Raw genomic sequence first — 24,541 nt, 5'->3', positions numbered from 1 at the left:
GTTTGGGGAAAGGGGAAAGGGGAAAGGGAAAAGGTTTTAAATACATCAAACTTCTTGCATAAGAGTGCTTTTTGCACTGTTGTGGTCAAAGAAAGGGCTACATCTTTATTAGGGAAAGGGAAAATACCAAACCAATGACTAATAACTCATGACTAATGACTAATGACTAATAACAAAAAAATGAAGATTTTACAAATTGTTCCCTCAATTTCTCTGATTTATGGTGGCCCTAGTCAAATGGTACTGGGATTAGCTCCAGCATTGGTAAAAGAGGGAGTAGAAGTTACAATTCTCACAACTGATAGTAATGGCGATACAGGTCAAATACCTCTGGATGTTCCTTTAAATCGCCCAATTAAACAAGATGGTTATGAAATCATTTATTTTCGTTGTGCGCCATTTCGTCGTTATAAATTTTCTTTAGATTTATTAAAGTGGCTAAAACGTCACGGCAAGGAGTTTGACATTGCACATATTCATGCTTTATTTTCTCCTATAAGTAGTGCTGCTGCTATTTTGTGTCGTCAACAAAAGCTACCTTATATTTTGCGCCCTTTGGGTACTCTCGATCCGGCTGATTTACGTAAAAAAAAGCAATTAAAGCAGATTTATACAGCAATTATAGAACGTCAAAATTTAGCTGGTGCGGCAGCAATTCATTTTACTAGCGAACAAGAAGCTAAAATATCAGAACGGTTTGGAGTTTTCACACCAGATTTGGTAATTCCCTTGGGTGTGAAACAAGAGGAAGTAACAAAAAAAGAAAAGAGAAATATCACGCGCGAGCAATTTAATATTGCTGACGATATCCCGTTGGTATTATTTATGTCAAGAATCGACCCGAAAAAAGGGTTAGATTTATTAATTCCAGCCCTAGAAAAATTGCTGGGAGTTGGTTATAAGTTTCATTTTATTTTAGCTGGTACAAATCCTCAAGATCCAGATTACGAGCAAAAGATAAAATCCCAAATTCAAAATTCACCATTGCGATCGCACACTACAATTACTGGCTTTGTTACTGGTGAATTAAAAGCTAGTTTACTACAAGCTGCTGATTTATTCGTCTTACCTTCTTACTATGAAAATTTTGGCATTGCTGTGGCTGAAGCAATGCTAGCAGGAATACCCGTAGTGATTTCTGACCAAGTGCATATTTACCAACAAATACTTGATAGTCAATCAGGTTGGGTAAGTACAACGGATGTGGAAGCGTTGGTAAATTTAGTAAAAGCAGCTTTGGACAATCCCGCAGAACGCCAACGACGAGGATTAAATGCTCACAAATATGCTGATGTAAATTTTAGCTGGGATGCGATCGCTAAGCAAACAATCCAAGCCTATGAGAAAATTTTGGCAAATAAATAGACATCTTCACAAATTAAATATACGTTATCCACAGATGTAGCACTGCTACGTCTCTACATTCATTTTGAAGATATCTATGTAATTAATTTAACCCAACGCAGACAACAGTAATTTTTGCCAAATGGGCGCTAGAATTCCTTTGATGATAATATCTGCAATCACAAAAGTAATTCCAATTAACATATAAGTTTTAGGAAAAGTAGATTTAGGAACTTCGCCTCTAATGCGAGTGAATAAATTTAATCCTAATGCAGCTAAAGCCACCCCAGTTGCAATAAAGCCAATTACCCGCACCAGTGACCAAGGATACCATCCTAAAATAGCTGCCAACCAAGGTTTAGCGCTGACTTTTATCAACTGTGCAACATAAAAATTCATATAATTTAGCATCCAAGTGCCAAAGATTAATGCGGCGCTACTGATGGTGACAATACAGAGAATGCAAAAAATCCCATAGTGCAATAAATGGTTTGGTAAAAACAAACGAAGTGTTCCTTCCATACCTTCTCCTGTGCGAATCCAGTGGAACATTTCCGTAGTGTATGATTCTCCACGAAGAATAACTTTTGCTGCTGTTTGTGGGGCAATCGCTGTTGCTACAATTACACCAATACTCTGCAACACTCCCCACAGCAACATCCACCAAAAAGCACTTTTATATTGTTGACGACGCACTTGTAAAAAGAAAATAGGATAGGGGATAGCAGCACCCAAAATCGGCATTAACCAAGGAATTCCAAAAACAAAGCTTGCAATTGTGCTGAGGGTAACACCGATAGTCAAAAAAAGTACAATCATCGCTAGTACAAGGGAGTGGGGTGTACAGAGATAGGGAGATGTGGTTCGACTTCTCTACGAGACGTTACGCGAACGCTCAACAACCGGGAGATGAGGGAGATGGGGAGTTGGGGGGATGGGGAGTAGGGGAGATGGGGAGATGGGGGAGACAAGGGAGACAAGGAGAGAAGTCTGAGCGGAGGTTTCCGACCATCAGAACTTCGGAGAGAAAGATTGCTACCTTGTCTACCTTGTCTACCTTGTCCTCTTCCCATCCCCAATGCCCAATGCCCAATGCCCAATGCCCCATGCCCAATGCCGTATACGAAAGTCTTGACAACCTAAAATTTTGTTTAAAACCGCTAAAGCCCGATTGGGGAATAGGGGTTTTGTGTCATGATGACAAAGTAGAACACGTATATTTCTCTAGCTACAGGGAATCTCACATGGCTCTCCACTTAGGTGATACAGTACCCAACTTTAAACAAGCCTCAACACACGGCGATATCGATTTTTACGAATGGGCAGGTGACAGCTGGGTTGTGCTGTTCTCTCACCCTGCTGATTTTACACCTGTTTGTACAACGGAACTGGGCACAGTTGCTAAGCTAAAACCAGAATTTGACAAGCGCAATGTGAAAGCGATCGCACTTAGTGTTGATAATGTTGAATCACATAACGGCTGGATAGGAGATATCGAAGAAACTCAAAGCACGACTCTTAACTACCCAATTTTGGCAGATGCCGATCGCCAGGTTTCTGACCTTTATGATATGATCCACCCCAATGCCAATGCAGCTGTAACGGTGCGATCGGTTTTTGTAATTGACCCCAACAAGAAACTCCGTCTCACTTTCACATATCCCCCCAGCACGGGACGCAACTTTGATGAACTTTTGCGGGTTATCGATTCTCTACAATTGACTGACAAGTACAGTGTGGCGACCCCAGCTGACTGGAAAGATGGAGAGGATGTCGTAATTGTCCCCTCACTCAAAGATCCAGAAGTCCTCAAAGAGAAATTCCCCAAAGGCTATCAGGAAGTTAAACCTTATCTGCGCTTAACTCCTCAGCCTAATAAGTAAATCTGAAAATGATTTCCTGCATTAGACGCAAAGCCGCCAAGCTACATCTTGGCGACAGGCAGTCCGCTAAAGTCGGAAAACCGGCCTATGCGGCTGCCTTTATCTTTGCAACGGACAGTTTGCAAGGGCGGGGGCAATACGGTTTGGTTAAAGGGGAAAGGGGAAAGGGAAAAGGGGAAAGGTTTCAAATACATCAGACCTCTTGCACAAGAGTGCAAAAAGCACTCTTGTGGTCAAAGGGATACATCTTTATTGGGGAAAGGGAAAATACCAAACATGCACCCCCTTTCCCCTGCCCCTTATCCCCTTCAGGGGCCACCTTCCCCTTTTCCCGACTTCTCTTAGAAGTCTATCCTTTACCATTTACCCCTTAACCTTTTCCCAGACCACAAGGGAAGTTCATACTGCTTATCCGAAACGTATTGAGGGCGGGGGCAACCCCAGCACGCAACTGTCCTTGTTTTTGGGTGAAAATAAAGTCAGTGGGCTAGGCATCGTAACCTGGAGGAAATTCTCATGTTTTCATCCCCTTTGGTTTTGCAAATTCCGCCATCAATGCAAATGACAGACGAACAATTTTTTGAGTTCTGTCAAGTAAATCGCGATTTACGCATTGAGCGCAATAAATTTGGAGAATTGGTAATTATGCCTCCTACTGGTTCAGAGACAGGAAACCGAGAAATTAACATCTCAGGACAGTTATGGGTATGGTCAGAGCAGGATGGCACAGGTATAACTTTTAGCTCTAGTACTGGATTTAAGCTCTCAACAGGTGCAGAACGCTCTCCAGATGCTTCCTGGATTAAACTAGAACGATGGAATTCTCTGTCTCCAGAACAACAGCAAAAATTTGCCCCCATTTGTCCAGATTTTGTAGTTGAACTCAAATCTCCCAGCGACAACCTCCAAACTTTGAAGGAAAAAATGGAGGAATACATGAATGAGCCGGGAATACAGTTAGGCTGGTTAATTGACCGCAAGCAAGGCAAAGTTTATATTTATCGTCCTGGATTATCAGAGGAATGTTTAGATAATCCTGCTAGTGTTAGTGGCGACCCAATATTGCCTGGTTTTATCTTAAATATGAGTAAAGTTTGGTAATACCAATTTAATTTCAGAAGGCAGAAGGCTTTTATGGAACCCACGTTTAAAAACGTGGGATTGAAGCAAGGATGCCTTGTGTCTCATACTACGCATCTCGACAGAAATATTTTATACTAGTGAGCTTTAGATCCACAAAAGACAGTTTTTATTAATACTTCTTTCCTTCTGACTTGAAAATGCTTCTTAGATGAGTATCTATATAGGTAGTTCCAGATTGCATTTTCATTCATGGTGATGAAATTTTTTCATTGGGACTGCCCTCTGCCTTTCTTTGTAAAGCTGCACTAAATGAGTAACTCTCTATTCTTGGCGCTCTTCTCTACGAGACGCTGCGCGTTGGTGGAAGCCTCTCGTAGAGAAGGCGTACTTGGCAGTAGCCTCTGTCTTGCCGCTGTGCGTCTACGTTTAATATTCTGTAGATCTTCATACAGAATTGGTATAAGCTGATGGCCGCTAAAAAAAAGCCTCTACCAATGCTGTATCCCCGATTTCCCACTTCCTTTAAATATACCTACTGATAACAAAATTTTTTCGTCAAAAATATTTATTTAGTAATATGATATTTGTTATATAAAATGTAGTAAATTTACATAATAAATTTAAAATTTTTAATATCCGTGGAAGATCTTCTGCAAACTGTAGAAAGAATTCTGCAAGACAAGCCCCTTGCTTCCATTCAATCGTATGTGCTGTATCAATCTTGGTTGGGCAAAACTTACGATGAAATGTCAAAGACATCAGGCTACGCCAACCACTACATTAAGGAAATTGGCTCTCAGTTGTGGCAAGACCTTTCTGTAGCCCTGAGAAAAAGAGTAACAAAAAAAAATCTGCATATAGTCTTAAGGAAACATCTACAAGAGAGTTCTTCGTGTGGAAAACTCACAACCAACAATCAACAAAGTTTCCTTTCCCATTCCCCACTCCCTACTAACATTTGTTGGAAGTCGGAGAACTCTTCAAGTCAAAAAATCAGTCCACAGCATTGTTTCCCCAACGTAGAAATCCCTCCTAGCTTTTTTTCGCTAGGTCAGACTAATCAAGAAAATCAAATTCAACAAAATTTCAAAAGACAATATAGCTTAGAAATGGTTTTTTCAGACGTGTTCTCAGCTAGCGAGATAGATTATCCTAGCGGCCCTGTGCCACTAGATTCTCCTTTATACATTAACCGTCCGGCATTAGAAGAACTAATTTGTAAAGAGATATTACATCCTGGTTGCTTAATCAGAATTAAAGCACCCAAAAAAATGGGCAAAAGTTCCTTGCTCAACCGAATGATTGCTTATGCTAAAGAGCAAAATTATCAAGTAATCTACTTGGATTTTCAAGAAGCAGACGAAGAAGTTTTTGCTTCTTTGGATAAATTTTTGCGTTGGTTTTGTATTTATGTCACTAGGCAGTTAAACTTAATTTCCTGTCTTGATGATTTTTGGGATATAGAAATGGGCAGCAAAGTCAGCTGCAAAATTTATTTTGAAGCTTATCTATTACAGCAGATTTCATCCAATCCTGTGATTTTGGCTTTGAACGAAGTGCAGCGAGTTTTTGAACATCCAAATATCGCCCAAGATTTTTTACCAATGCTGCGATTTTGGCACGAACAAGCAAAGCAAGATTGCATTTGGCAAAAACTACGAATGGTGGTAGTTCACACCACAGAAATTTACGTTCCCCTRAAACTCAATCAATCACCTTTTAATGTAGGAATAACAATAACTCTGCCACCATTTACCCCCAAACAAGTACAGGATTTAGCATTGCGTTACGGGCTAGAATGGGCAGTGTCCCCYGAAGRAGAAAAACGCCTGGAATSTCTACAAGCAATGGTGGGGGGACATCCTTATTTRGTAAGCCTTGCACTATATCATTTATCAAGRCAAGAAATCACCTTAGAAATGTTATTAGAAACAGCATCAACACCGATGGGAATTTACACCCAGCATTTGCGAGAACTGTTGAACTTACTGCAAAAGGAACCAGAATTAATGCCTGCRATGCAAMARGTAATCRCCAGYAAYGAGAAAGTAGAATTAGATGCGATCGCTGCCTATAAACTAGAAAGCATGGGTTTAGTGCAACTCAACGGCAATCAAGCTTGTGTGATGTGTGAATTGTATCGTCTTTACTTTAGTCAACAGTTGATAAAACTTTGAGACTAAAAGAGTAAAATTATTTGTGTAGTTAGGCAAGAGATAATAGGCAATATGGTTATGGAATATTAACCCGCGTTCTGGAGTTACTAACAGTGCAGGACATTGCCGACTGTAACAATATCCTATTTTTAGGGTAAGGGTAAATAAATTATTCTGTCTTGATATTCATCGTCTTCTGAAGCCAAAGCAAGTATTATAAGTTCTTCTATATTTTCACCAATACTTTTTTCATCAATCAGATATTGCAGTGTCATCCTTGCTGTGTAGCTTGTCTTTCAATTCGGAGTTGCCGCAGTTTTTCAGAGACTGGTGGAGGATCAAGTCTCTGTTGCTCTCTCATTCTATGACCGTGTTCTATCCAGTTTTTCATGTAAGCGCTGACAGTTTCTTTATTTTGCAGATAATAAAGAATTGTTGCATATACTTGCTCTAAAGATATTGTTTGATAAATTTGGGCAATTTCTTCTGGAGAACGTCCACAATCAATGTATTCATAAAGAATTGTTTCAATCCCAATTCTTGAGTCTTTGAGTCTAATGTCTTCAGAAGACAGGAAGTTGAAATACTCTGTGATTTGTTTGCTAGGCATAGATTGACCTATACTCATTTGTTTATATATCGTAATTTTTTTGTGAAAGCGATCGCAATACATTCATCGCCTCTTACTTTACGAAATTCCTTTGTGCTAAACTGTAGTCAATATCAAATCTCATCACAACTCAAACGAGATATCAAAAATGAAGTAGCACCAACCAGCTGTTGCGCCGAAGCAACAAATGTCAACGAAAAATAAACGCAATTAGTTTGACAGGGTTACTTCACACAGTCATGTACTAGCAATATTGTCATTACTCGTATCTCTATCAGACCGTTTGGTAACGGCTGAGTTTGTTTTGTGCCTAATCTACCCAAAATCGTTACGAACACGCGGGTGGAGGTTTGCGAATTGAGGTTTGAAAAGAATGCAGAAAAAATCAATATTATTAGCTGAAAATTTAAGTTATGAACTCAGCTTGGACAAAACTTTGTTTGAAAAAGTTCAAGTGAGTATTGAAGCTGGAAGTCGCATCGCTTTAGTAGGTAAAAATGGTGTAGGAAAATCAACTTTCCTCAAGATTCTTGCAGGTCAAATTACACCCAGCACGGGTTCAGTTTGGCGTCATGGTGTTGTTTATTATTTGCCTCAAATCAGCACTCTGAGAGAAGAAATTAAATCAGATACAGTATTGAATTTTTTGATTTCTTTTTCCGATGAATGGTGGCAGATTGAGGAAATTTTGCAAACAAAATTCAATACAAATCTTGACCTTTATCAGCCAATTGCAAATTTGAGTGGTGGAGAATTAACAAAACTATTTTTAGCCATTGGGTTGCTTCAAAAACCAAACTTGTTGTTGCTAGATGAGCCAACTAATCACATGGATTTACAAGCCTTAGAAACCTTAAAAGTATTTCTTTTAAATTTCACTGGTACTTATGTAATTGTCTCCCACAAGCCTTTTTTTCTAGAGCAAGCGACAAATATTACTTGGGAACTAACACCTGTTGGTTTGAAAGTGTATGGTGGTAATTTCTCTGATTATCGACAACAGAAAAAAATTGAGCTAGAAGCAGCATTGCGATCGCACGAAGTTGCTAGGAAGGAATTCAAGCGCGTCCAGGCTGCGGCGATGCAAGAACAACAGCGTGCAGCCCAAGCTCAGCGCAATGGTCGTGCTAAGTTGATCAATGGTAGCATCGACAGAATGGCAGCCGGATTGATTAAAACTAAAGCCGAAACATCAGCCGGAAATGCGAAAAAGAAACATGAAGCAGCAGTAGCAAAAGCTAATCAAAAAGTTGCAGATACAAAGGTGAAAACAACAAAAGTTACAAGTATCCAGCTAGAAGAAAAAAGCCAAAAGCGCAAAAATTTAATTGATATTCAAGGTGCAAATCTAAGGGTATCAGAACGGATACTTTTACACAACATTCAGTTGCATGTTGCTTCTGGCGATCGCCTTGCCATTGTTGGTGCCAATGGTTCCGGTAAATCGAGTTTGGTGAAGGCTATTTTGGGAAGCAAAAATCAAACAGCAGTTTTGGAATCAGGCGAAGTTTTACTTGCACCAACCATGAAAGCTATGTATCTCGATCAAACCTATGAATTGGTAAATCGCGAATACACAATTCTGGAAAATATGCAAGCAGCTAATCCCAATCTCGGCTATCAGCTTTTACGGCAACAACTGGGACATTTTCTATTTAAATATGATGAGGTTAATAAAAGCGCGTCTGTACTCAGTGGTGGTGAGTTGGCAAGATTGGCGATCGCTATGATTAGTATCTCTGAAATTGACCTACTAATCCTCGACGAACCAACAAACAACTTAGATATTGAAACCGTTGAACAAATGGTAGTAGGTATCAATGATTATCAAGGAGCTATTTGGGTAATTTCCCATGATTTAGATTTTCTCAGTCGGATTAGTATTAGTCAAAGTTTCAAATTGAAAGAAGAAGTTTTACAAATGACAACCCATCTGCCCAGTACACCTGAGGAGTATTATCGGGAGTTACTGACATTTCACGAACAGTGATATTTTTGTTCTTGAGTCTTTTATAATACCTGTCATTACCTTTGAAATTTAGTAATTGCCGCTTGCTTTGGTATTGCTTGCAACTTTTATCTTCGGATTGCACTGACACTTATCTGTCAGCTGCAACTTAAATATCAAGCTCTACAACAGAAGCCGCAAAGCATACAGGCAAGTTATAATTCTTTTGCGGATGAACGTAACAAAAATTTATGAGTAACCCCCTTGTACAAGCCTTTTTTGTAGGCAGAGCGGTAGCTGAAGTCGTTAACGAGCGTTTAGAAGTCGCCCTGACCGATGCTTTGAGCGAACTGGGCAAATTTGATGCTGAAGCTAGAGAGCAGTTGCGCCAGTTTACAGAAGAAGTTCTAGAGCGAGCAAATCGAGCCGCTGAAGCCGCTAATACCGGCCAAGCTAGCACAAGCACTAGGCAACCTGGTTCCGAGCCAGTAGACGTGCAAGCAGAAATTGATGAATTGCGAGCCGAAATTGCCCTATTGCGAACAGAACTACAACATCATCGCAGAACTTCTGCATAAATTTGGTCATTGGTCATTGGTCATTAGTCGTTTGACAAAGCGCAAAGTCTGAGCCAAGGCTTCCTTGGATCGGAACTTTGTAAGAGAGGACAAATGACAAAACAAATATAAAAAACAGTTTAGGAATCAGAGTGTCTTTTCTTGCAAATAATATTGGTTGCAAACCAACGGTAAATGGAGCATATGGAACAAGGTTATTCAGATAAGGCATACCGTTGGAATCGGGAAAAATACTCTAGCAGACGGCGTTTTGTGGACATTTGGTCTTTCGTCTTGACCTTATTGTTCAAACTTTGGCTGTACAACAAATCTTGGAGTTATCCAGGTGGTGTGACTGAAATAAAGCAAACCGCAAGACGCAAAACCCAAGCGGTTTGGATTCGTAATACTCTGCTGGACTTAGGCCCAACGTTTATCAAAGTTGGGCAATTGTTTTCTACTCGTGCTGATATATTCCCTGTTGAATATGTAGAAGAACTAGCAAAGTTACAAGACAAAGTACCAGCATTTAGCTATGAACAAGTAGAATCGATTATTGAGCAAGAATTAGGCAGGAAAATTCCTGAACTCTTCCAAAATTTTGAACCTATACCTTTAGCTGCTGCTAGCTTGGGACAAGTACACAAAGCTGTGTTGCATAGTGGCGAAGCAGTAGTAGTGAAAGTGCAACGTCCGGGATTAAAAAAGTTATTTGAAATAGATTTACAAATTCTTAAAGGAATTACCCGCTACTTTCAAAACCATCCCAAATGGGGAAAAGGACGAGATTGGCTGGGTATTTATGAAGAATGTTGTCGCATTCTGTGGGAAGAAATTGATTATCTCAATGAAGGTCGTAATGCTGATACTTTTCGGCGTAACTTTCGTGGCTACGATTGGGTAAAAGTGCCAAAAGTTTACTGGCGTTACACCACTTCCCGCGTGCTGACCTTGGAATATGTTCCGGGAATAAAAATCAGCCAATACGAAGCTTTGGAAGCAGCAGGTTTAGATAGAAAAACCATCGCTCGTCAAGGCGCTCAAGCGTATTTGCTACAGTTACTCAATAATGGCTTTTTTCATGCCGATCCCCACCCAGGCAATATTGCTATCAGTCCCGATGGCTCTTTGATATTCTACGACTTTGGGATGATGGGGCAAATCAAGTCCAACATCCGTGAAGGACTGATGGAAACATTGTTTGGTATTGCCCAAAAAGATGGCGATCGCGTAGTCCGATCTCTCATCGATTTAGGTGCGATCGCCCCAGTAGATGACATGGGGCCAGTGCGGCGTTCTGTCCAGTATATGTTGGACAATTTCATGGATAAGCCCTTTGAAAATCAATCTGTGGCCGCAATTAGTGATGATCTTTACGAAATAGCTTATAATCAACCATTTAGATTTCCAGCAACTTTCACTTTTGTGATGCGAGCGTTTTCCACCCTAGAGGGGGTAGGCAAGGGCTTAGATCCAGAGTTTAACTTTATGGAAGTTGCCAAACCATATGCAATGCAGCTTATGACCGATATGAATGGTTCTGAGGGTAATAGCTTTCTTAACGAATTGAGTCGTCAAGCAGCTCAAGTAAGTAGTACTGCGTTGGGTTTACCACGTAGATTAGAGGACACTCTAGAAAAGTTAGAACGGGGAGACATGCGCCTGCGCGTTCGGTCTATAGAAACTGAACGTTTGCTGCGACGGCAGAGTAATATTCAGCTTTCCATGAGCTATGCTCTGTTAATTAGTGGTTTCACCCTTTCAGCTACTATTTTAGTAGTGAAGAATTTTGTATGGCTGGCACTGCTGCCTACTTTAATCGCAGCAGGAATTTCAGTGGTTTTGATCAGACTGCTTCTGCGCCTCGACCGTTATGACCGTATGTATTAATTGTTGAAAAAATTTATGAAAATTAATTTCACGGGTCTTAGCGATCCGGGACTTATTCGTTCTAATAATCAAGATGCTTACTATATCGACCCACAAGGACGATTTTTTGTTGTAGCTGATGGTATGGGTGGTCATGCGGGAGGAGAAGAAGCAAGTCGCATTGCCACTAAAGAAATTCAAGCGTATTTGCTGGCCAATTGGGAATCTCCAAAGTCTTCTCAAGAATTGCTAGAGCAAGCTTTGTGGGATGCCAATCAAGCCATTTTGCAAGATCAGCACAATCATCCCGAACGTGCCGATATGGGTACAACGGTTGTAGCAGTAATTTTTCGCTCTCCAGAACCGCCTTGGTGCGGTCATGTTGGCGATTCCCGCCTGTATCGCTTCCGACAATCGCAATTAGAACAAATCACGGAAGACCACACTTGGGTAGCACGAGCAATCAAAATCGGTGACATCACCCAAGACGAAGCTCGATTACATCCTTTTCGTCATGTATTATCCCGCTGTTTAGGACGGGAAGACCTGCATCAGGTTGACGTGCAACCACTGGATGTGAGAACTGGCGATCGCTTACTCTTATGTAGCGATGGTCTCACAGAAGAACTTGTCGAACAAAAGATTGCTAGCTGTCTCCAAGAAACCCCTTGGCTAGATAAAGCCGCCATCTCTCTGGTTGAGGCTGCTAAGGAGCAAGGAGGGCACGATAACATTACCGTTGTTCTTGTCTCACTGGAAGAAAATAATTCTCAATGATTGGGCAAACAGGGCATTGGGCATTGAAAAATAAAAAGGCATTGGTATTCTTTTTTTTTACTTTTGCGTTTTACCTTTTGACTTCCTCTTTTCTCTCCCTACGGGTTCGCGCTAGCGTCTCCCCAAGAGAAGCTAAAGCTACATCCTCCTCATCTCCCCATGCCCGACGCTCAACAATCAATGACAAATCCGGTAAATATACCCATCAATTTGTTCAGCCTGAGCATTTTTGCTTTTGACAATTTGATACTAATACTTTTAGCCTCCAAAGTTACCTTAGGAGGCTAAATTTCTATAAATTAGTAAATTGACATCTTGCACGTAATGAGGTAAAGCGACTATAATTCACGCTTATTACCATTTATTCCCCAGCCTCCTCCAACTCCCCGGCTTGGAAAGTCTTTCCATATATAGAAAGACGCTATCTGACGTTTTTCTCAACTAGGAAAACTATCTATTTCCAAGGAAAAGGGAGTAAAGAAGGCAAATTCACCTTCTTAAGAAAAACTAGAGCATATTTTCTGGAATATGACTCGGCCGACTTGGGTGGTATATCAGTGGGATTAGGTGCAAGATATCAGAACAGAAAAATTCCACACTTAGGATGTGGGCAATCTGTCAAACACTTGTTATCTTTCTTAATACGGAGGAACAAATGCGGGACAGATACAAGTCCAAGTATTATCCCATTTGGACTTCTGTGAACGATATCACCATTTACGCGTTGTTTTTTCGGAGTAACTTATGAACGAACCAATGAAATTATCCTTAGAACAGCAATTCAGTATCTGCTCATTTGCAACTCAAGTACAGCATATGAGCCACGAACAGGCTAAAGACTTTTTAGTCAAGCTGTACGAACAAATGGTAGTGCGGGAAGCAACTTATCAAGAACTTCTCAAGCACCAGTGGGGCTTAGATTCCGGTTCCACTATGGCATAGAGTCGTTCTGATGTCGCAGTGGGCGACCTCCTTCTCTTGCTTGGTTCCCACAGAGGAAAAGAGCTGGGGATGCCGGGGCGTCAACTCCGATGAAAAACTCTACAAAGCTTCAAAAAAAGTCAAACTTCGGAAGTTAATTAACAACGGGTGATGTCAAGCTTTTTGAGGCAGACTGCTAAATTCTAAAGCTAACTTGAGATTTGATTTCAAATCTAATGTGTACTTTAGTCAGACTTAGATTTTTGTATCTTACTGTTGTGTTAAATTATACCTGCGTAAATTTGCACTAAATTAGACCGTGTACACAAAAATATCTACAGAAAAATTAGAGTGACTAACTTTAGCAGCTAGCACTTTCACTATTTATACATATAACTAGAAGTTAGAACATTATATATATTTTTTTTATAAAAATTTACAATTTTTGATTGGATACTCTTTTTTACATAGTAAATATGTAACATTCACAAATTATTCTTAGTTGGAAAGATCGTATGGAGAGTCTGTATCAATACTTTCAAGTTTTGCCAGGATTTGAGGCTTAATCTTTTCATATTCGCTTTTGAGTAAGTTTTTACTAATTTGCGGGTCAGCAGAAGACATGAAGGTATTACTGATTTTGACCCACTCTTGCAGTCGTTGACGTTGGGCAGAGGCGACACTGGAAAGTAAGATATGAGTACAACGGTTGGGCATTTCTCGTGCGAAAAATAACAGGCGGTAGTAACCTGTTTGGTGTAGCAAGCGGGCAATTTCTTGACCAAGACTGGTTTTGAGGTCTAAATAGTAATGTAACCATTTAGCACCGTGTTTGCGGTTGTAGATGACGGTAATCCACAACAGCATTGGATGGGGAACCGAGATGAAAAGAAATTGATTGTAGCGGGTACAAACTAAGCGTTTTTGAATTTCCATTTGGGGTAGCATTACCCACAATGCTGGTAAGACCTCACCATTGATATGTACGGGTTGGGGAAAGACAATATCAGCAATGGGTTTATTTTGAGGCCAGGAAATGGTCTTAGCAATTTCATCATTTGACGAGGATATCCGCAAATCGACTTTCGTTTTCTGCTCAACCTCAGCATTAAGTGTCAGTGTAGCAGGAACTAGGGCGTAATTATTCTGTTTAATTTTGCGTGTGTGGTCTGGTTGTTCTACGGATGCTAAAACTTTCAATATTTCGCTGATGCTTTGGGGGCGATCGCGTGGTACTTTAGCTAGACAACTCATCACCAAATCTTCTATTTCTTTTGGTAGTTCTAACCCCGGCGAAACCTCAGTAAAAGAACGCGGTTTTTGATAATGATGTGTTTTATACCATGCTCCAAAAGAATGAGTCGGTGCTACCAACGGCATTTTACCAGTGAGCATCTCAAACATCATTACGCCCAAACTATAAATATCAGAACGGTTGTCTAATTCCTTACCCTCCATCTGTTCAGGAGAAGAATAAGCCAACGTTCCTAAATAAAATTTTGTATGGTCGCTGTCTGACTGTAATAACTTGGCAATACCAAAATCTAAAACTTTGACCAATTCTCCAAAACTCGGATCTTGAATCACCAGCATATTACTTGGCTTGACATCACGGTGGATAATTGGGCAAATTGTACCGTCAACTGGAATACCATCATGAGCGCACTGTAAACCCAAGCTCAGTTGACGCGCCATACTCAGAAATCTAGGCAAAGGAAGGCGTTGCTTGCGAATAATGTTGTTTAAGCTTTGTCCTTGTAGGTATTCCATGACGTAGAACGGAATATTACTGTCATCTACGCCATAGTCCATCACTCTGACTATATGGATACTTTTTTGCCCAAGTAAAGCACAAGTTTTCGCTTCTCGCTCAAAGCGGTCTTGCAACCGCATCTTTTCATTTTGGATTGATAAAGCGAGGAACTTTACAGCAACAGGTACACCACCCAACAAAATATCCTTAGCGCGGTAAACTCGACCCATCGCTCCAGTACCTATTAACTCCTGAAGTTGGTAGCGTTTGCTGAGTAAGCGACCAATGTTAGGGTCTGACATAGAAAATTTGACTCTAAAAGCAAATTGTAAGTATTTAGCTTGATATTGAGTTTTAAACCATACATCATAATTACTGTAATTAGAATAGAGAATTCAGGATTCAAGCAGCTTTCATTTCTGGCTGGCAAACTTAAATTCTCTACTTGACTCAGTTACTAACCCCTGTAAGCTGTTTTGCATTTAACTTGCACGTTTACTCATCCCTGACTGTTGACAGTTAACAGTTAACAGTTAACAACCAACATGAGTAGTTATGCTTTTTTGTGGATTAGCTTTTTTCCGTCTTGTAAAACAATCTGGAAGTTGGCAACAAATACAGTTACTAACAATTAGTGCAACATGCTAGACCAAATAAGCAAAAAAGGTAAATGTATACTGATTTAATTATGATGTAGTCTTAGTTTGCCCAATTTTGACTAAATAAATAACAGCTCTGCTTTTATAGCAAAGGACTGGATACTGGTGACTAGGGACTGGGTAAAAGTCTTTGTCTTAAAAAGTAACGCTACGCAAAGTCGCTGTAAACGTACCCATGCTCTTAAGCAAGCTACGCGTAGTGTCTCTAAAAGTTACTGTATCGTTGGTGTTACCTTCTTTTGAAATAGAAAGGCTTTACGCTGCCCTAACAGATGCCTACAGCAACCCCCACCCTCCGGTAACGGTTTTACCGAAGGGTGTACGACAAAAGCAGCCACTCCGACTTTTTGCTTTGTGTCTAAATTTTATTATTAGTTAATGTACTAACCACCTTGTAAATAATTGATAAATTTTAGAGGCTTAATTGGTAGTTTTTCTTTTTTTCTGTGTGTTATAAGACATGTGAAAAACTGATTTATCTCTGGTCATCAGGTATTGAACTCGACGCTCAATGATATTATTAATTCGCGAAATAAAATAAGAAAAAAATTCAGGATTTTTGGTCATTTGTGTCAATGCTGTTAACCATTTTCCTTGTTTGAGAGGCTCTACAACTTGAAAGTAAGCTAAATTTTTTTTATACACTGCTAGACTGTGAGACAAGGCACTCATTAAAGCCGTATTTTTTTTGACAGCTTCTTGTTGCATGAAGGAATTAGTGGCTTTGCAGCTTTGATTTAAACGTGGTAATCGGCTTTGATGTACAAGGGAGCCGGGACGTGAGCGGTAAAAATAATAGGGTTTTGGCTCAAGAAAAAAGCGAGCACCTTTGATTAGGCATTTCATATCAAGCCAATAATCTTGCCCCATCCTGATATCTTCATCGTACTCAATACCATGTTGAAGTAGAAATTCTCGCTTAAATAAAGGCTTACTTAAACCAAGATGCAAGCCTGGTTGTCCAAAAATATCAGTTTCTACAAAATAAACGATATCAACTTGGAAAATTTTCTCTATAACTTCTCCACTTTCTTGAATCAATGTACTCCAAGGAGATGTTTCACCATCATTAATCAAATAAATATCGTCTGCAATCATATCTGCATTTTTTTCATCTGCCAAGGATACAAGCTTTTCTAATCTTTCAGGAGCATACCAATCATCTGAATCCAATACAGCAATCCATTCGCCTTGGGCTGCTCTGAGGGCACGATTACGTGCAGCAGCAGCCCCAACATTTTGTTGATTAACTATCACTTTGAGACGTTGATCAATAAAACTTTTAGCGATTTCTACAGTTTTATCGCTTGAAGCATCATCGACTACAATCACTTCAATGTCATGGAGTGTTTGCTCTAGGGCTGACTTGATTGCTTCCCCAATATAAGCCTCAGTATTGTAAGCAGGAATAATGACAGATACTTTGGGATTCACGAATATCGATCTCCTAACTACACCATTACCTAAAAATACTAAATTCCAGATGTTAACTAAATTATTTCTTTTTTACTATGCACGTTTCAATATACTAATGAAATTAGCTGTCAATTTTTCACGTCAAGCCTAGAATTTTGGACATTTATAGCCACTATAGTGTTGTGAGTACTAGAGTATCTGGCGTTCTAGGCTAGCTTCCATTGTGTTAGTTAAAAAATGACCAGTCAAGATGCCGCTACTTAGGTAGTATGTATCTTCAGAAATCCTGTGTAGGGTTTCAAAGCCGCTACGACGCTGACGATCGCCCAACACCCAGTAATGCTGCACAATAGTATCCAAACCAATCCAACCTTCGCCTTCAACCTGACCTAGAATATTATGTTGGAGCAAAAAAGTATACTGGCGTTCTCCCTCATGCAAGCGTCCCTTGTATTGTAGAGAAATTTCCGAGCGATCGCTGCCTGGGAATATCAGCTTTGTGGCCATAGTAAACCAGTTATCTCGATTCCAAGCTACCAAGGTCATACCCTTGACATTGATTGGCATACCATTACGTTCTAGCCAATTCCCTTGTATTGTCCAGCGTCCTGATTCCAATAAAAAAGTATGAGCCACCTTTTATATTTCCTGTCGCGATGGAGTGCCGCCAAGACTACAGTTATAGAAGTGTTGAATGGGGCATTGGGCATTGGGCATTGGGCATTGGACAGTGAACAGTCAACTGATAACTGTCATCTCCCTTGTCTACCTTGTCTTTGAATCTCACCTTTTCCCCACACTCCCTACTCCCTACTCCCTACTCAGTATTGATGAATTTCCCCTAAAAGAACTTCACCAGGTGCCCCGGTGGCAGTAGGCAGGTTGCCAGGAATACCCAAATTTCGCCAGTAAGCTAAAACTGCAAAAGCGATCGCTTCTTTAAAATCTGCACTTAAGCCGACTTCATCTGTAGTTAAGACTGGTACTGATGCTAATAATAACTGTAATCTTTGCTTCAAATAAAGATTACGACTACCACCACCGCATAACAGTACTCGTTGTGGCATTTCTGGTAAAAAAGTCTGGTAACTATGAACAATTGAAGCAGCTGTTAGTTCTGTGAGAGTTGCCAATATGTCAGCAGCATTGAGTTGATAGGCTTGGGCATCTTTGAAACACTGTTCTAAATATGTCAAACCGAATAACTCTCGACCAGTAGATTTAGGCGGTGGTAGATGAAAATATTCTTGTTTGAGCCATTGGTCTACCAATGGATAGCAAGGAGTACCACTGGCTGCCCAATTGCCATTTTCGTCGTAAGTTTTAGCACCAGCACTTAAATGCTGCACCGCCAAATCCAACAGGCTATTTCCAGGGCCAGTATCCCAACCACGAATTTTTGAAAGCCAGTCGCCATACCGAGGCGGAATATAAGCAACATTACCAATACCACCAATGTTTTGAATACAACGTCCTTCTTCGGGATGGCTGAGTAAATAGGCATCCACTCTAGGAACCAGAGGCGCACCATGACCACCAATGGCGATATCAGCAGCACGGAAATTACTCACAGTTGTAATGCCTGTGAGATGGGCAATTAAGGCACCGCGCCCTAGTTGGAGGCTGTAGCCTAGTGGGGAATGGGGAGTGGGGAGTGGAAAATAGGAAGTATTTTGTTTTGCCATTTCCCATTTCCCAACTGGTCGATGATAAACGGTCTGACCGTGGGAGCCAATCAAATGAGCCGCCTGGTGACCATTTTGAATGTTTTGGGCAGCTTGAGCAAAGGTAAAGGCGATGGCATCATCTATGAGAGCTAATTCTGCCATTGATATGGCTGCACCTGCACAAAGGGCTAATATTCTTTCTCTCAGTTCAGCCGGATAGGGGTACGTTTCTCCAGCTAGCAACTCAATTTTGAGATCTAATTCTTCGCCGGAAATCTCTACCAAGGCTGCGTCTATGCCATCTACAGATGTGCCACTAATTAAACCAATAACACGAGTAGAGATAGTAGCTTTTTCATTCGGATGCATTGACAAATTTTTTATTTTAGATTACGAACGGTAGTTTAACAGTTATAGCAACAGCCAAGGTGGTTAGGACATTAACAGACTTTTGACCCAGCCACCAGTCCCTTGCTATGAGAGTTATTAGTGTTCAGTCCACCGAGGACTTCCAAGTAAAAAAATATCATAGGAGATTCTTGACTGCTGACTGTCAACGGTCAACAGTCAACAGTCAACGACATAAACCAGAATCATTTGTTTTTTGGAGTTCCCTTAATAGCATCTCCAAAAAATGTGCAATTTTTATGTAAAACAACTTGTCAGGACTTGATGTTGATTTCAAGATTTTACTTGCTATTCATCTGCTGGTTAATTTTTATGGAAAAGCGGAGGGCTTCATGGGGAGAAGTCGATATGATGGAAAAGTAGATAAAACTTAAAAAATATTTATCAAATGCTGATTCAATCATCTGGCTTGTCCAAGGTAAAAGATTCAGTCACAGAAAAAATCTTTTTGGGCAATCAACCAAATGCTGAGTTAATAGCAATCCTCGCAGTTTACTTCGTCCAAGGAATTTTAGGGCTATCGCGTTTAGCTGTGAGCTTTTTCCTCAAAGATGAATTGCTATTAAGTCCAGTCCAAGTGTCGGCCTTATTGGGAGCTGCCTTTTTACCTTGGATGATTAAGCCGGTGTTTGGTTTTATCTCTGATGGCTTGCCGATATTTGGTTATCGTCGGCGTCCTTATTTGATTTTATCGGGGATATTGGGGACTGTTTCCTGGGTAAGTATGGCAACCATAGTTCATACTAGCTGGGCAGCTGCCATCGCCATCGGTCTTAGTTCTCTCTCCGTTGCTATGAGTGATGTCATAGTTGACTCATTGGTTGTGGAACGAGCCAGAGGCGAGTCACAAGCCAAAGCAGGTTCACTACAATCACTGTGTTGGGGTAGTTCTGCCATCGGAAGTTTGATAACAGCATACTTGAGCGGTTTTCTACTGCAATACTTTAGTACCCATACTCTGTTTTGGATCGTTGCCTTATTTCCTTTGATTGTTTCAGCAGCAGCTTGGTTGATTGCTGAGTCTCCCATTAACAAAGAAGGTAAAGATAGCGATCGCACTAACATCCCACCAATCAAACATCAACTGGCACAGCTACGCCAAGTCATCAGCCAAAAAAACATTTGGCTACCAACAGCATTTATCTTCATTTGGCAAGCTACCCCAAGTGCTGATTCAGCCTTTTTCTACTTCACCACCAACGAATTACACTTTGAACCAGAATTCTTGGGACGGGTGCATTTGGTGACAAGTTTTGCTTCTTTGGCTGGTGTTTGGATTTTTCAACGTTTTCTCAAAAGCATTCCTTTTCGTGTAGTTTTTGCTTGGAGTGCTGTTTTTTCCTCAATTTTAGGGATGACAATGATTTTATTAATCACTCACACTAATCGGTTGTTGGGTATAGATGACCACTGGTTTAGTTTGGGTGATAGCCTTATTCTCTCTGTGATGGGGAAAATTGCCTTTATGCAAGTGATGGTGCTAGCAGCAAGGGTCTGTCCTGATGGGGTAGAAGCAACATTATTTGCCTTGATAATGTCAATTTTCAATTTAGGAGGAAGCGTTTCCCACGCACTTGGGGCATTAATCACCCATTGGCTGGGAATCACAGCCACAAACTTCGATTTACTTTGGCTGTTGGTATTAATTACTAATCTCAGCCGCCTCTTACCTCTACCATTTATCGGCTGGTTACCTGCTGCTGAAGAGAAAATTCAGACATCAAAAGATGAGCAACAACAATTTTTGCCCGATTTAATGTCTGATTTAGTAGTCCGAAAACCAGAGTCAGGAGTAGTTGAGTAAGGGGCTTTCAAGTAAAAAATATTGTTTGCTGTTGACTGTTGACAGTTAACCGTCAACAGTCAACAAATTCAACCACAATAATTGATTTTTTAGAGTTTCCTAACGTCAAAGGTAGAATGCTCGGAATCAAAAGCAAAGCTTTTGGTAGTAAGATTACGAGGGTTAGAAACAGAGAATTCTAGTGTTTTATTTATACACGAAAAAGCACTTGAGAGTTTTGCTCACCCAAGCGCTTCCCCGTATAACTTTGTACCAACTCACTAGTTTGATGCAACATCTGTAATCTACAATACTCCCTCAGTAAGGAGCATTGCAGGGATAACTTGTGACAAACATGTTGTGAAATGGTATCACTCCTTGCACTAATTAAGAATATCCCTTCTGCGATCGAACCAAGGTTCTGATGAGTGACAGTTTTTAAACTGACACTAGTTAAAAACGACTCACTGTCAAGAGTAGCTAAAAATACTGATTGATGATGTAACGAATTGATGAATATACTATAAAAATTGATAATTTATTGGCGATCGCCTGAGTTGAGGATTGGTGATTGGCAACTGGGAGGATGGGAAAATAGCGAATATCCAGTTCCTAGTACGGGATATCAACAATTTTTGAATACCGAATCGACGTTCTAAGTATGTGGTAAGATTGATTTCCTGGAACAGAGGTATTAAATAATAAACTGACCCTTGATTAACTGCGGTGATAGTTTGACTATAAACTTGGAAAATACACAACGAGACTGGTGACTAACTGAGTGTAACTTGTAGAGAAATATCTAGAATTTGCTACCAGGCTTAGCCAACTTCCCAGAATTTTGACTTTTATTTGACTTTAGGATAGACACATGAACGATAAGCTGATGCTGATGATTCCTGGCCCCACGCCAGTGCCAGAAGCGGCCTTACTGGCATTAGCCAAGCATCCGATTGGACACCGGACAGGTGAATTTAGCAACATCTTGGCAGAGGTAACGGAAAACCTCAAGTGGCTGCACCAAACCCAAAGTGATGTGCTGATGTTGAATGTCAGCGGTACTGGTGCAGTGGAAGCCGGTATAATTAATTTCCTGTCTCCAGGCGATCGCGTTTTAGTTGGTTCTAACGGTAAATTTGGCGAACGCTGGGTAGAAATCAGTCAAGCCTACGGTTTAAATGTAGAAGAAGTGAAGGTTGAATGGGGAAAACCTCTAGATCCAGAAGTTTTTGCCCAAAAACTCCAAGCAGATACCCAAAAGGAAATCAAGGCTGTCATCATCACCCATAGTGAAACTTCAACGGGTGTATTGAACGATCTAGAAACTATCAATCGCCACGTTAAAGAACACGGTGAAGCATTAATTATTGTTGATGCTGTGACTAGCTTGGGCGCGTTCAATCTACCTGTAGATACTTGGGGTTTGGATGTAGTCGCCTCTGGTTCCCAAAAAGGTTATATGATTCCGCCGGGATTGGGTTTTGTCTCCGTTAGCCCCAAAGCCTGGGAAGCTTACAAAACCGCAAAATTACCGAAATATTATCTAGATTTAGGCAAATATCGCAAAGCCGCAGCTAAAAATACCACCCCATTTACTCCTCCTGTAAACATGATTGTCGCACTGCATACCACATTGCGAATCATGAAAGAAGAAGGCTTAGAGTCAATATTTACTCGACACGAACGCCTGAAAAATGCCACCCGCGCCGCCGTTAAAGGATTAAACTTACCACTGTTTGCAGCAGATAGTTACGCTAGTCCAGCGATTACAGCTGTAGCGCCACAGGGAATTGAACCGGATAAGATTCGGTCATTTATGAAAAAGCGCTTTGATATTGCTTTAGCAGGCGGTCAAGACCATCTGAGCAATAAAATTTTCCGTATTGGTCATTTGGGTTTTGTGAGCGATCGCGATATCCTCAGCTGCATAGCATCCTTAGAAGTTACCTTAAGAGAACTTGGCTATGAAGACTTCACCCCAGGATCTGGTGTAGCAGCAGCCGCTAAGGTGTTTACAGATTAGTGGGGTATGGGGCATAGGGCATAGGGCATGGGGCATTGGTTATTTTTAACTCACTAATGACTAATGACTAATGACAAATCAAAAGAGCGAGTAGAATCATCAGCTCGCTCTTGTGATTTGTATGCAAATTAGTAAAAACCGCTAGAGACAATTTCTCCATATGTCAACCTTTGCATAAGTTAGAGTGGATATGATATGCCTCAATTATTTTGAATAAGCTATTCATAAACTACCCTGACTTCAATTGGCATCCAGTTAATAACAAGCAAACTAACACGATGGCTTTTCCTCCTTTTGGATTTTAAATTGCTTAATTATGCTGTCTCCAGCCAATCATAAATTTGCTCTAACTGCTCTAGAGTAATCAATCCATACTGCCAAAGAATCATTGGCAAAGGGCCTGGGTCTTGCTCGCGATGACGAAGTGCCACCGCTAGTGAAGCTGCGGAAATTGCCAAATCTTCCTGCAAAAAATTAATAAGTCGAGAATATTTTGATGGTGACATTTGTGTCTCACCTCCTTGTGCAGAGTGTATTGTCATATATCAGTTCATCATTAATTGCTAGCTAGTAGCCAATATTTCATCTGTCACTGTGTCGCTATCGACCAGACATCCAGACCCAATTTTCTTGGTCTACCTAAAAGCAGGCTTCTCACAGAAAGTCTGGAAATAAAAATTTTTGACAAATTATCTGCTCGAATTTCAAGCAGTATTTTTACTTAGTTAAATTGAGTTCGTCTCGTCTACTGTGTACTCTAAGTTAATTACACATGTAGTAACAAAGATTCCATAGCCTATACTCCCCTATTGACGACTATTTACACTTACGTCTAAGGGAATATTTTTACAATCGAAACTGAAAACTGCGATTTCAGCTTAAAGACAGTAGGATTTTACATCATTACCACAGTTTTTAAATAGTAGCCTCACAACTGACTGTTTTACCATATAAAGTGACATTTTTTACAAAAACAACATAGATTTTGATAGCTTGAGGTCAAAATAGGGCACCAGAGGTTCAAAACTCAATTTTGATAACATCCCCGACTTTTAAATTTAATTCCGTAGCTCGTCCAGATCTGAGTTCAATTACTTTGTCAATTAGTGTATTCGGGCCATAGGTAGGACAAGGCTCGCTGGCACAAGGAGGTGCAGATGATTGTATATATTTAACCACACCATTTTGTAGAAATACCATATCCAAGGATACCGGTACATTCTTCATCCAAAAGCTAACTGGTTGTGGTGAAGCAAAGGGAAATAGCATTCCTCGGTCATTTGGTAAAGCAGGCCGATACATCAAGCCCATCGCTTGCTGTTGCGGCGTCTTTGCTACTTCTAATTGAATAGTTGTGCCATTGGGAACAATAGCTTTAGCGGAAATTGGTAGTTTTTGACCTAAGTTTTCTGGCGCTTGAGTTGGAGAATTGGATGTGGGGGTAGAAGGTATGGCTGTTGTCGGTGCAGAACAACCCATCAGCAAAATACCTAATAACATCGAGAGCAAGCTTAGCCAACGAGTCATATTAGTTTTTTGATTTTGTAATTTAGATTTCAATTTTACAGAATTTATCCGATTTTGGATTCTAATAGGGGATATTTTAGAGACTTTTGATGAAACATCTCTACAGTCTCTGGCCAATACGGTTCGGGGAAAGGGGAAAGGGGAAAGGGGAAAGGGG

The 24,541-nt window shown here is 40.5% G+C and carries 19 protein-coding genes; 11 read left to right on the top strand and 8 right to left on the bottom strand.

What is annotated here, in order from left to right:
• The first annotated feature begins 180 nt into the window (after positions 1-180).
• Positions 181-1,365 (top strand): hormogonium polysaccharide biosynthesis glycosyltransferase HpsP, encoded by a 1,185-nt coding sequence (hpsP, locus tag VF06_RS21810; RefSeq protein WP_099068727.1) that lies wholly within the window; start codon positions 181-183, stop codon positions 1,363-1,365.
• 87 nt (positions 1,366-1,452) lie between these two features.
• Here hpsP and VF06_RS21805 read toward each other — a convergent pair whose 3' ends face one another.
• Positions 1,453-2,163 (bottom strand): hypothetical protein, encoded by a 711-nt coding sequence (locus VF06_RS21805; protein ID WP_099068689.1) that lies wholly within the window; start codon positions 2,161-2,163, stop codon positions 1,453-1,455.
• 425 nt (positions 2,164-2,588) lie between these two features.
• On the opposite strand from VF06_RS21805, the gene VF06_RS21800 reads away from it, so the two are divergent.
• The 3 genes from VF06_RS21800 to VF06_RS21785 all read left to right on the top strand — a co-directional run bounded on the left by VF06_RS21800 (position 2,589) and on the right by VF06_RS21785 (position 6,487).
• Positions 2,589-3,227, top strand: coding sequence for a peroxiredoxin (locus VF06_RS21800; RefSeq protein ID WP_099068728.1), 639 nt, complete (start codon positions 2,589-2,591; stop codon positions 3,225-3,227).
• A gap of 516 nt (positions 3,228-3,743) precedes the next feature.
• On the top strand, positions 3,744-4,328 hold the full coding sequence (locus tag VF06_RS21790) for a Uma2 family endonuclease (protein ID WP_099068691.1): 585 nt from the start codon (positions 3,744-3,746) through the stop codon (positions 4,326-4,328).
• 620 nt (positions 4,329-4,948) lie between these two features.
• Positions 4,949-6,487: an AAA-like domain-containing protein gene (locus tag VF06_RS21785; RefSeq protein ID WP_306419449.1), complete on the top strand. Its 1,539-nt coding sequence runs from the start codon at positions 4,949-4,951 to the stop codon at positions 6,485-6,487.
• A gap of 250 nt (positions 6,488-6,737) precedes the next feature.
• On the opposite strand, the gene VF06_RS21780 is transcribed toward VF06_RS21785, so the two are convergent.
• The gene (locus VF06_RS21780) at positions 6,738-7,076 is read right to left on the bottom strand and encodes a DUF433 domain-containing protein (RefSeq protein WP_099072811.1); all 339 of its coding nucleotides are present in this window, start codon (positions 7,074-7,076) and stop codon (positions 6,738-6,740) included.
• Positions 7,077-7,449: 373 nt separating this feature from the next.
• On the opposite strand from VF06_RS21780, the gene abc-f reads away from it, so the two are divergent.
• From abc-f to VF06_RS21750, 5 genes are all read left to right on the top strand, one after another.
• Positions 7,450-9,066: a ribosomal protection-like ABC-F family protein gene (abc-f, locus tag VF06_RS21775; protein WP_099072812.1), complete on the top strand. Its 1,617-nt coding sequence runs from the start codon at positions 7,450-7,452 to the stop codon at positions 9,064-9,066.
• A 209-nt stretch (positions 9,067-9,275) separates the two neighbouring features.
• Positions 9,276-9,602: a DUF6825 family protein gene (locus VF06_RS21770; RefSeq protein ID WP_099072813.1), complete on the top strand. Its 327-nt coding sequence runs from the start codon at positions 9,276-9,278 to the stop codon at positions 9,600-9,602.
• A 183-nt stretch (positions 9,603-9,785) separates the two neighbouring features.
• Positions 9,786-11,471: an ABC1 kinase family protein gene (locus VF06_RS21765; RefSeq protein WP_099072814.1), complete on the top strand. Its 1,686-nt coding sequence runs from the start codon at positions 9,786-9,788 to the stop codon at positions 11,469-11,471.
• Between the two features lie 15 nt (positions 11,472-11,486).
• Positions 11,487-12,227, top strand: a complete 741-nt coding sequence (locus tag VF06_RS21760; RefSeq protein WP_099072815.1) for a Stp1/IreP family PP2C-type Ser/Thr phosphatase — start codon at positions 11,487-11,489, stop codon at positions 12,225-12,227.
• 744 nt (positions 12,228-12,971) lie between these two features.
• Positions 12,972-13,169 (top strand): NblA/ycf18 family protein, encoded by a 198-nt coding sequence (locus VF06_RS21750; RefSeq protein ID WP_096537979.1) that lies wholly within the window; start codon positions 12,972-12,974, stop codon positions 13,167-13,169.
• 477 nt (positions 13,170-13,646) lie between these two features.
• Here the strand turns inward: VF06_RS21750 and VF06_RS21745 are convergent, their stop codons facing one another.
• The 4 genes from VF06_RS21745 to VF06_RS21730 all read right to left on the bottom strand — a co-directional run bounded on the left by VF06_RS21745 (position 13,647) and on the right by VF06_RS21730 (position 19,012).
• Positions 13,647-15,203 (bottom strand): serine/threonine protein kinase, encoded by a 1,557-nt coding sequence (locus VF06_RS21745; RefSeq protein WP_099072565.1) that lies wholly within the window; start codon positions 15,201-15,203, stop codon positions 13,647-13,649.
• 777 nt (positions 15,204-15,980) lie between these two features.
• On the bottom strand, positions 15,981-16,994 hold the full coding sequence (locus VF06_RS21740) for a glycosyltransferase family 2 protein (RefSeq protein WP_099072566.1): 1,014 nt from the start codon (positions 16,992-16,994) through the stop codon (positions 15,981-15,983).
• A gap of 171 nt (positions 16,995-17,165) precedes the next feature.
• The gene (locus VF06_RS21735) at positions 17,166-17,612 is read right to left on the bottom strand and encodes a hypothetical protein (protein WP_099072567.1); all 447 of its coding nucleotides are present in this window, start codon (positions 17,610-17,612) and stop codon (positions 17,166-17,168) included.
• Positions 17,613-17,797: 185 nt separating this feature from the next.
• Complete coding sequence (locus VF06_RS21730; protein WP_099072568.1) at positions 17,798-19,012, bottom strand: anhydro-N-acetylmuramic acid kinase; 1,215 nt, start codon at positions 19,010-19,012, stop codon at positions 17,798-17,800.
• A gap of 427 nt (positions 19,013-19,439) precedes the next feature.
• Here VF06_RS21730 and VF06_RS21725 point away from each other — a divergent pair, with 427 nt between their 5' ends.
• Both VF06_RS21725 and VF06_RS21720 read left to right on the top strand, forming a co-directional pair.
• Complete coding sequence (locus tag VF06_RS21725; RefSeq protein ID WP_099072569.1) at positions 19,440-20,855, top strand: folate/biopterin family MFS transporter; 1,416 nt, start codon at positions 19,440-19,442, stop codon at positions 20,853-20,855.
• An 850-nt stretch (positions 20,856-21,705) separates the two neighbouring features.
• Positions 21,706-22,857, top strand: coding sequence for a pyridoxal-phosphate-dependent aminotransferase family protein (locus VF06_RS21720; RefSeq protein WP_099072570.1), 1,152 nt, complete (start codon positions 21,706-21,708; stop codon positions 22,855-22,857).
• Positions 22,858-23,171: 314 nt separating this feature from the next.
• Here VF06_RS21720 and VF06_RS21715 read toward each other — a convergent pair whose 3' ends face one another.
• Positions 23,172-23,399, bottom strand: a complete 228-nt coding sequence (locus tag VF06_RS21715; protein WP_099072571.1) for a DUF2949 domain-containing protein — start codon at positions 23,397-23,399, stop codon at positions 23,172-23,174.
• A 478-nt stretch (positions 23,400-23,877) separates the two neighbouring features.
• Positions 23,878-24,384 (bottom strand): DUF192 domain-containing protein, encoded by a 507-nt coding sequence (locus tag VF06_RS21710; protein ID WP_099072572.1) that lies wholly within the window; start codon positions 24,382-24,384, stop codon positions 23,878-23,880.
• Between the last annotated feature and the right edge of the window lie 157 nt (positions 24,385-24,541).

The organism is Nostoc linckia z4 (genome assembly GCF_002608075.1).
Classification (GTDB): domain Bacteria; phylum Cyanobacteriota; class Cyanobacteriia; order Cyanobacteriales; family Nostocaceae; genus Nostoc; species Nostoc linckia.
The sequence above is the reverse complement of the archived record's forward strand: the minus strand, read 5'-3'. Positions and strand labels throughout refer to the sequence as shown.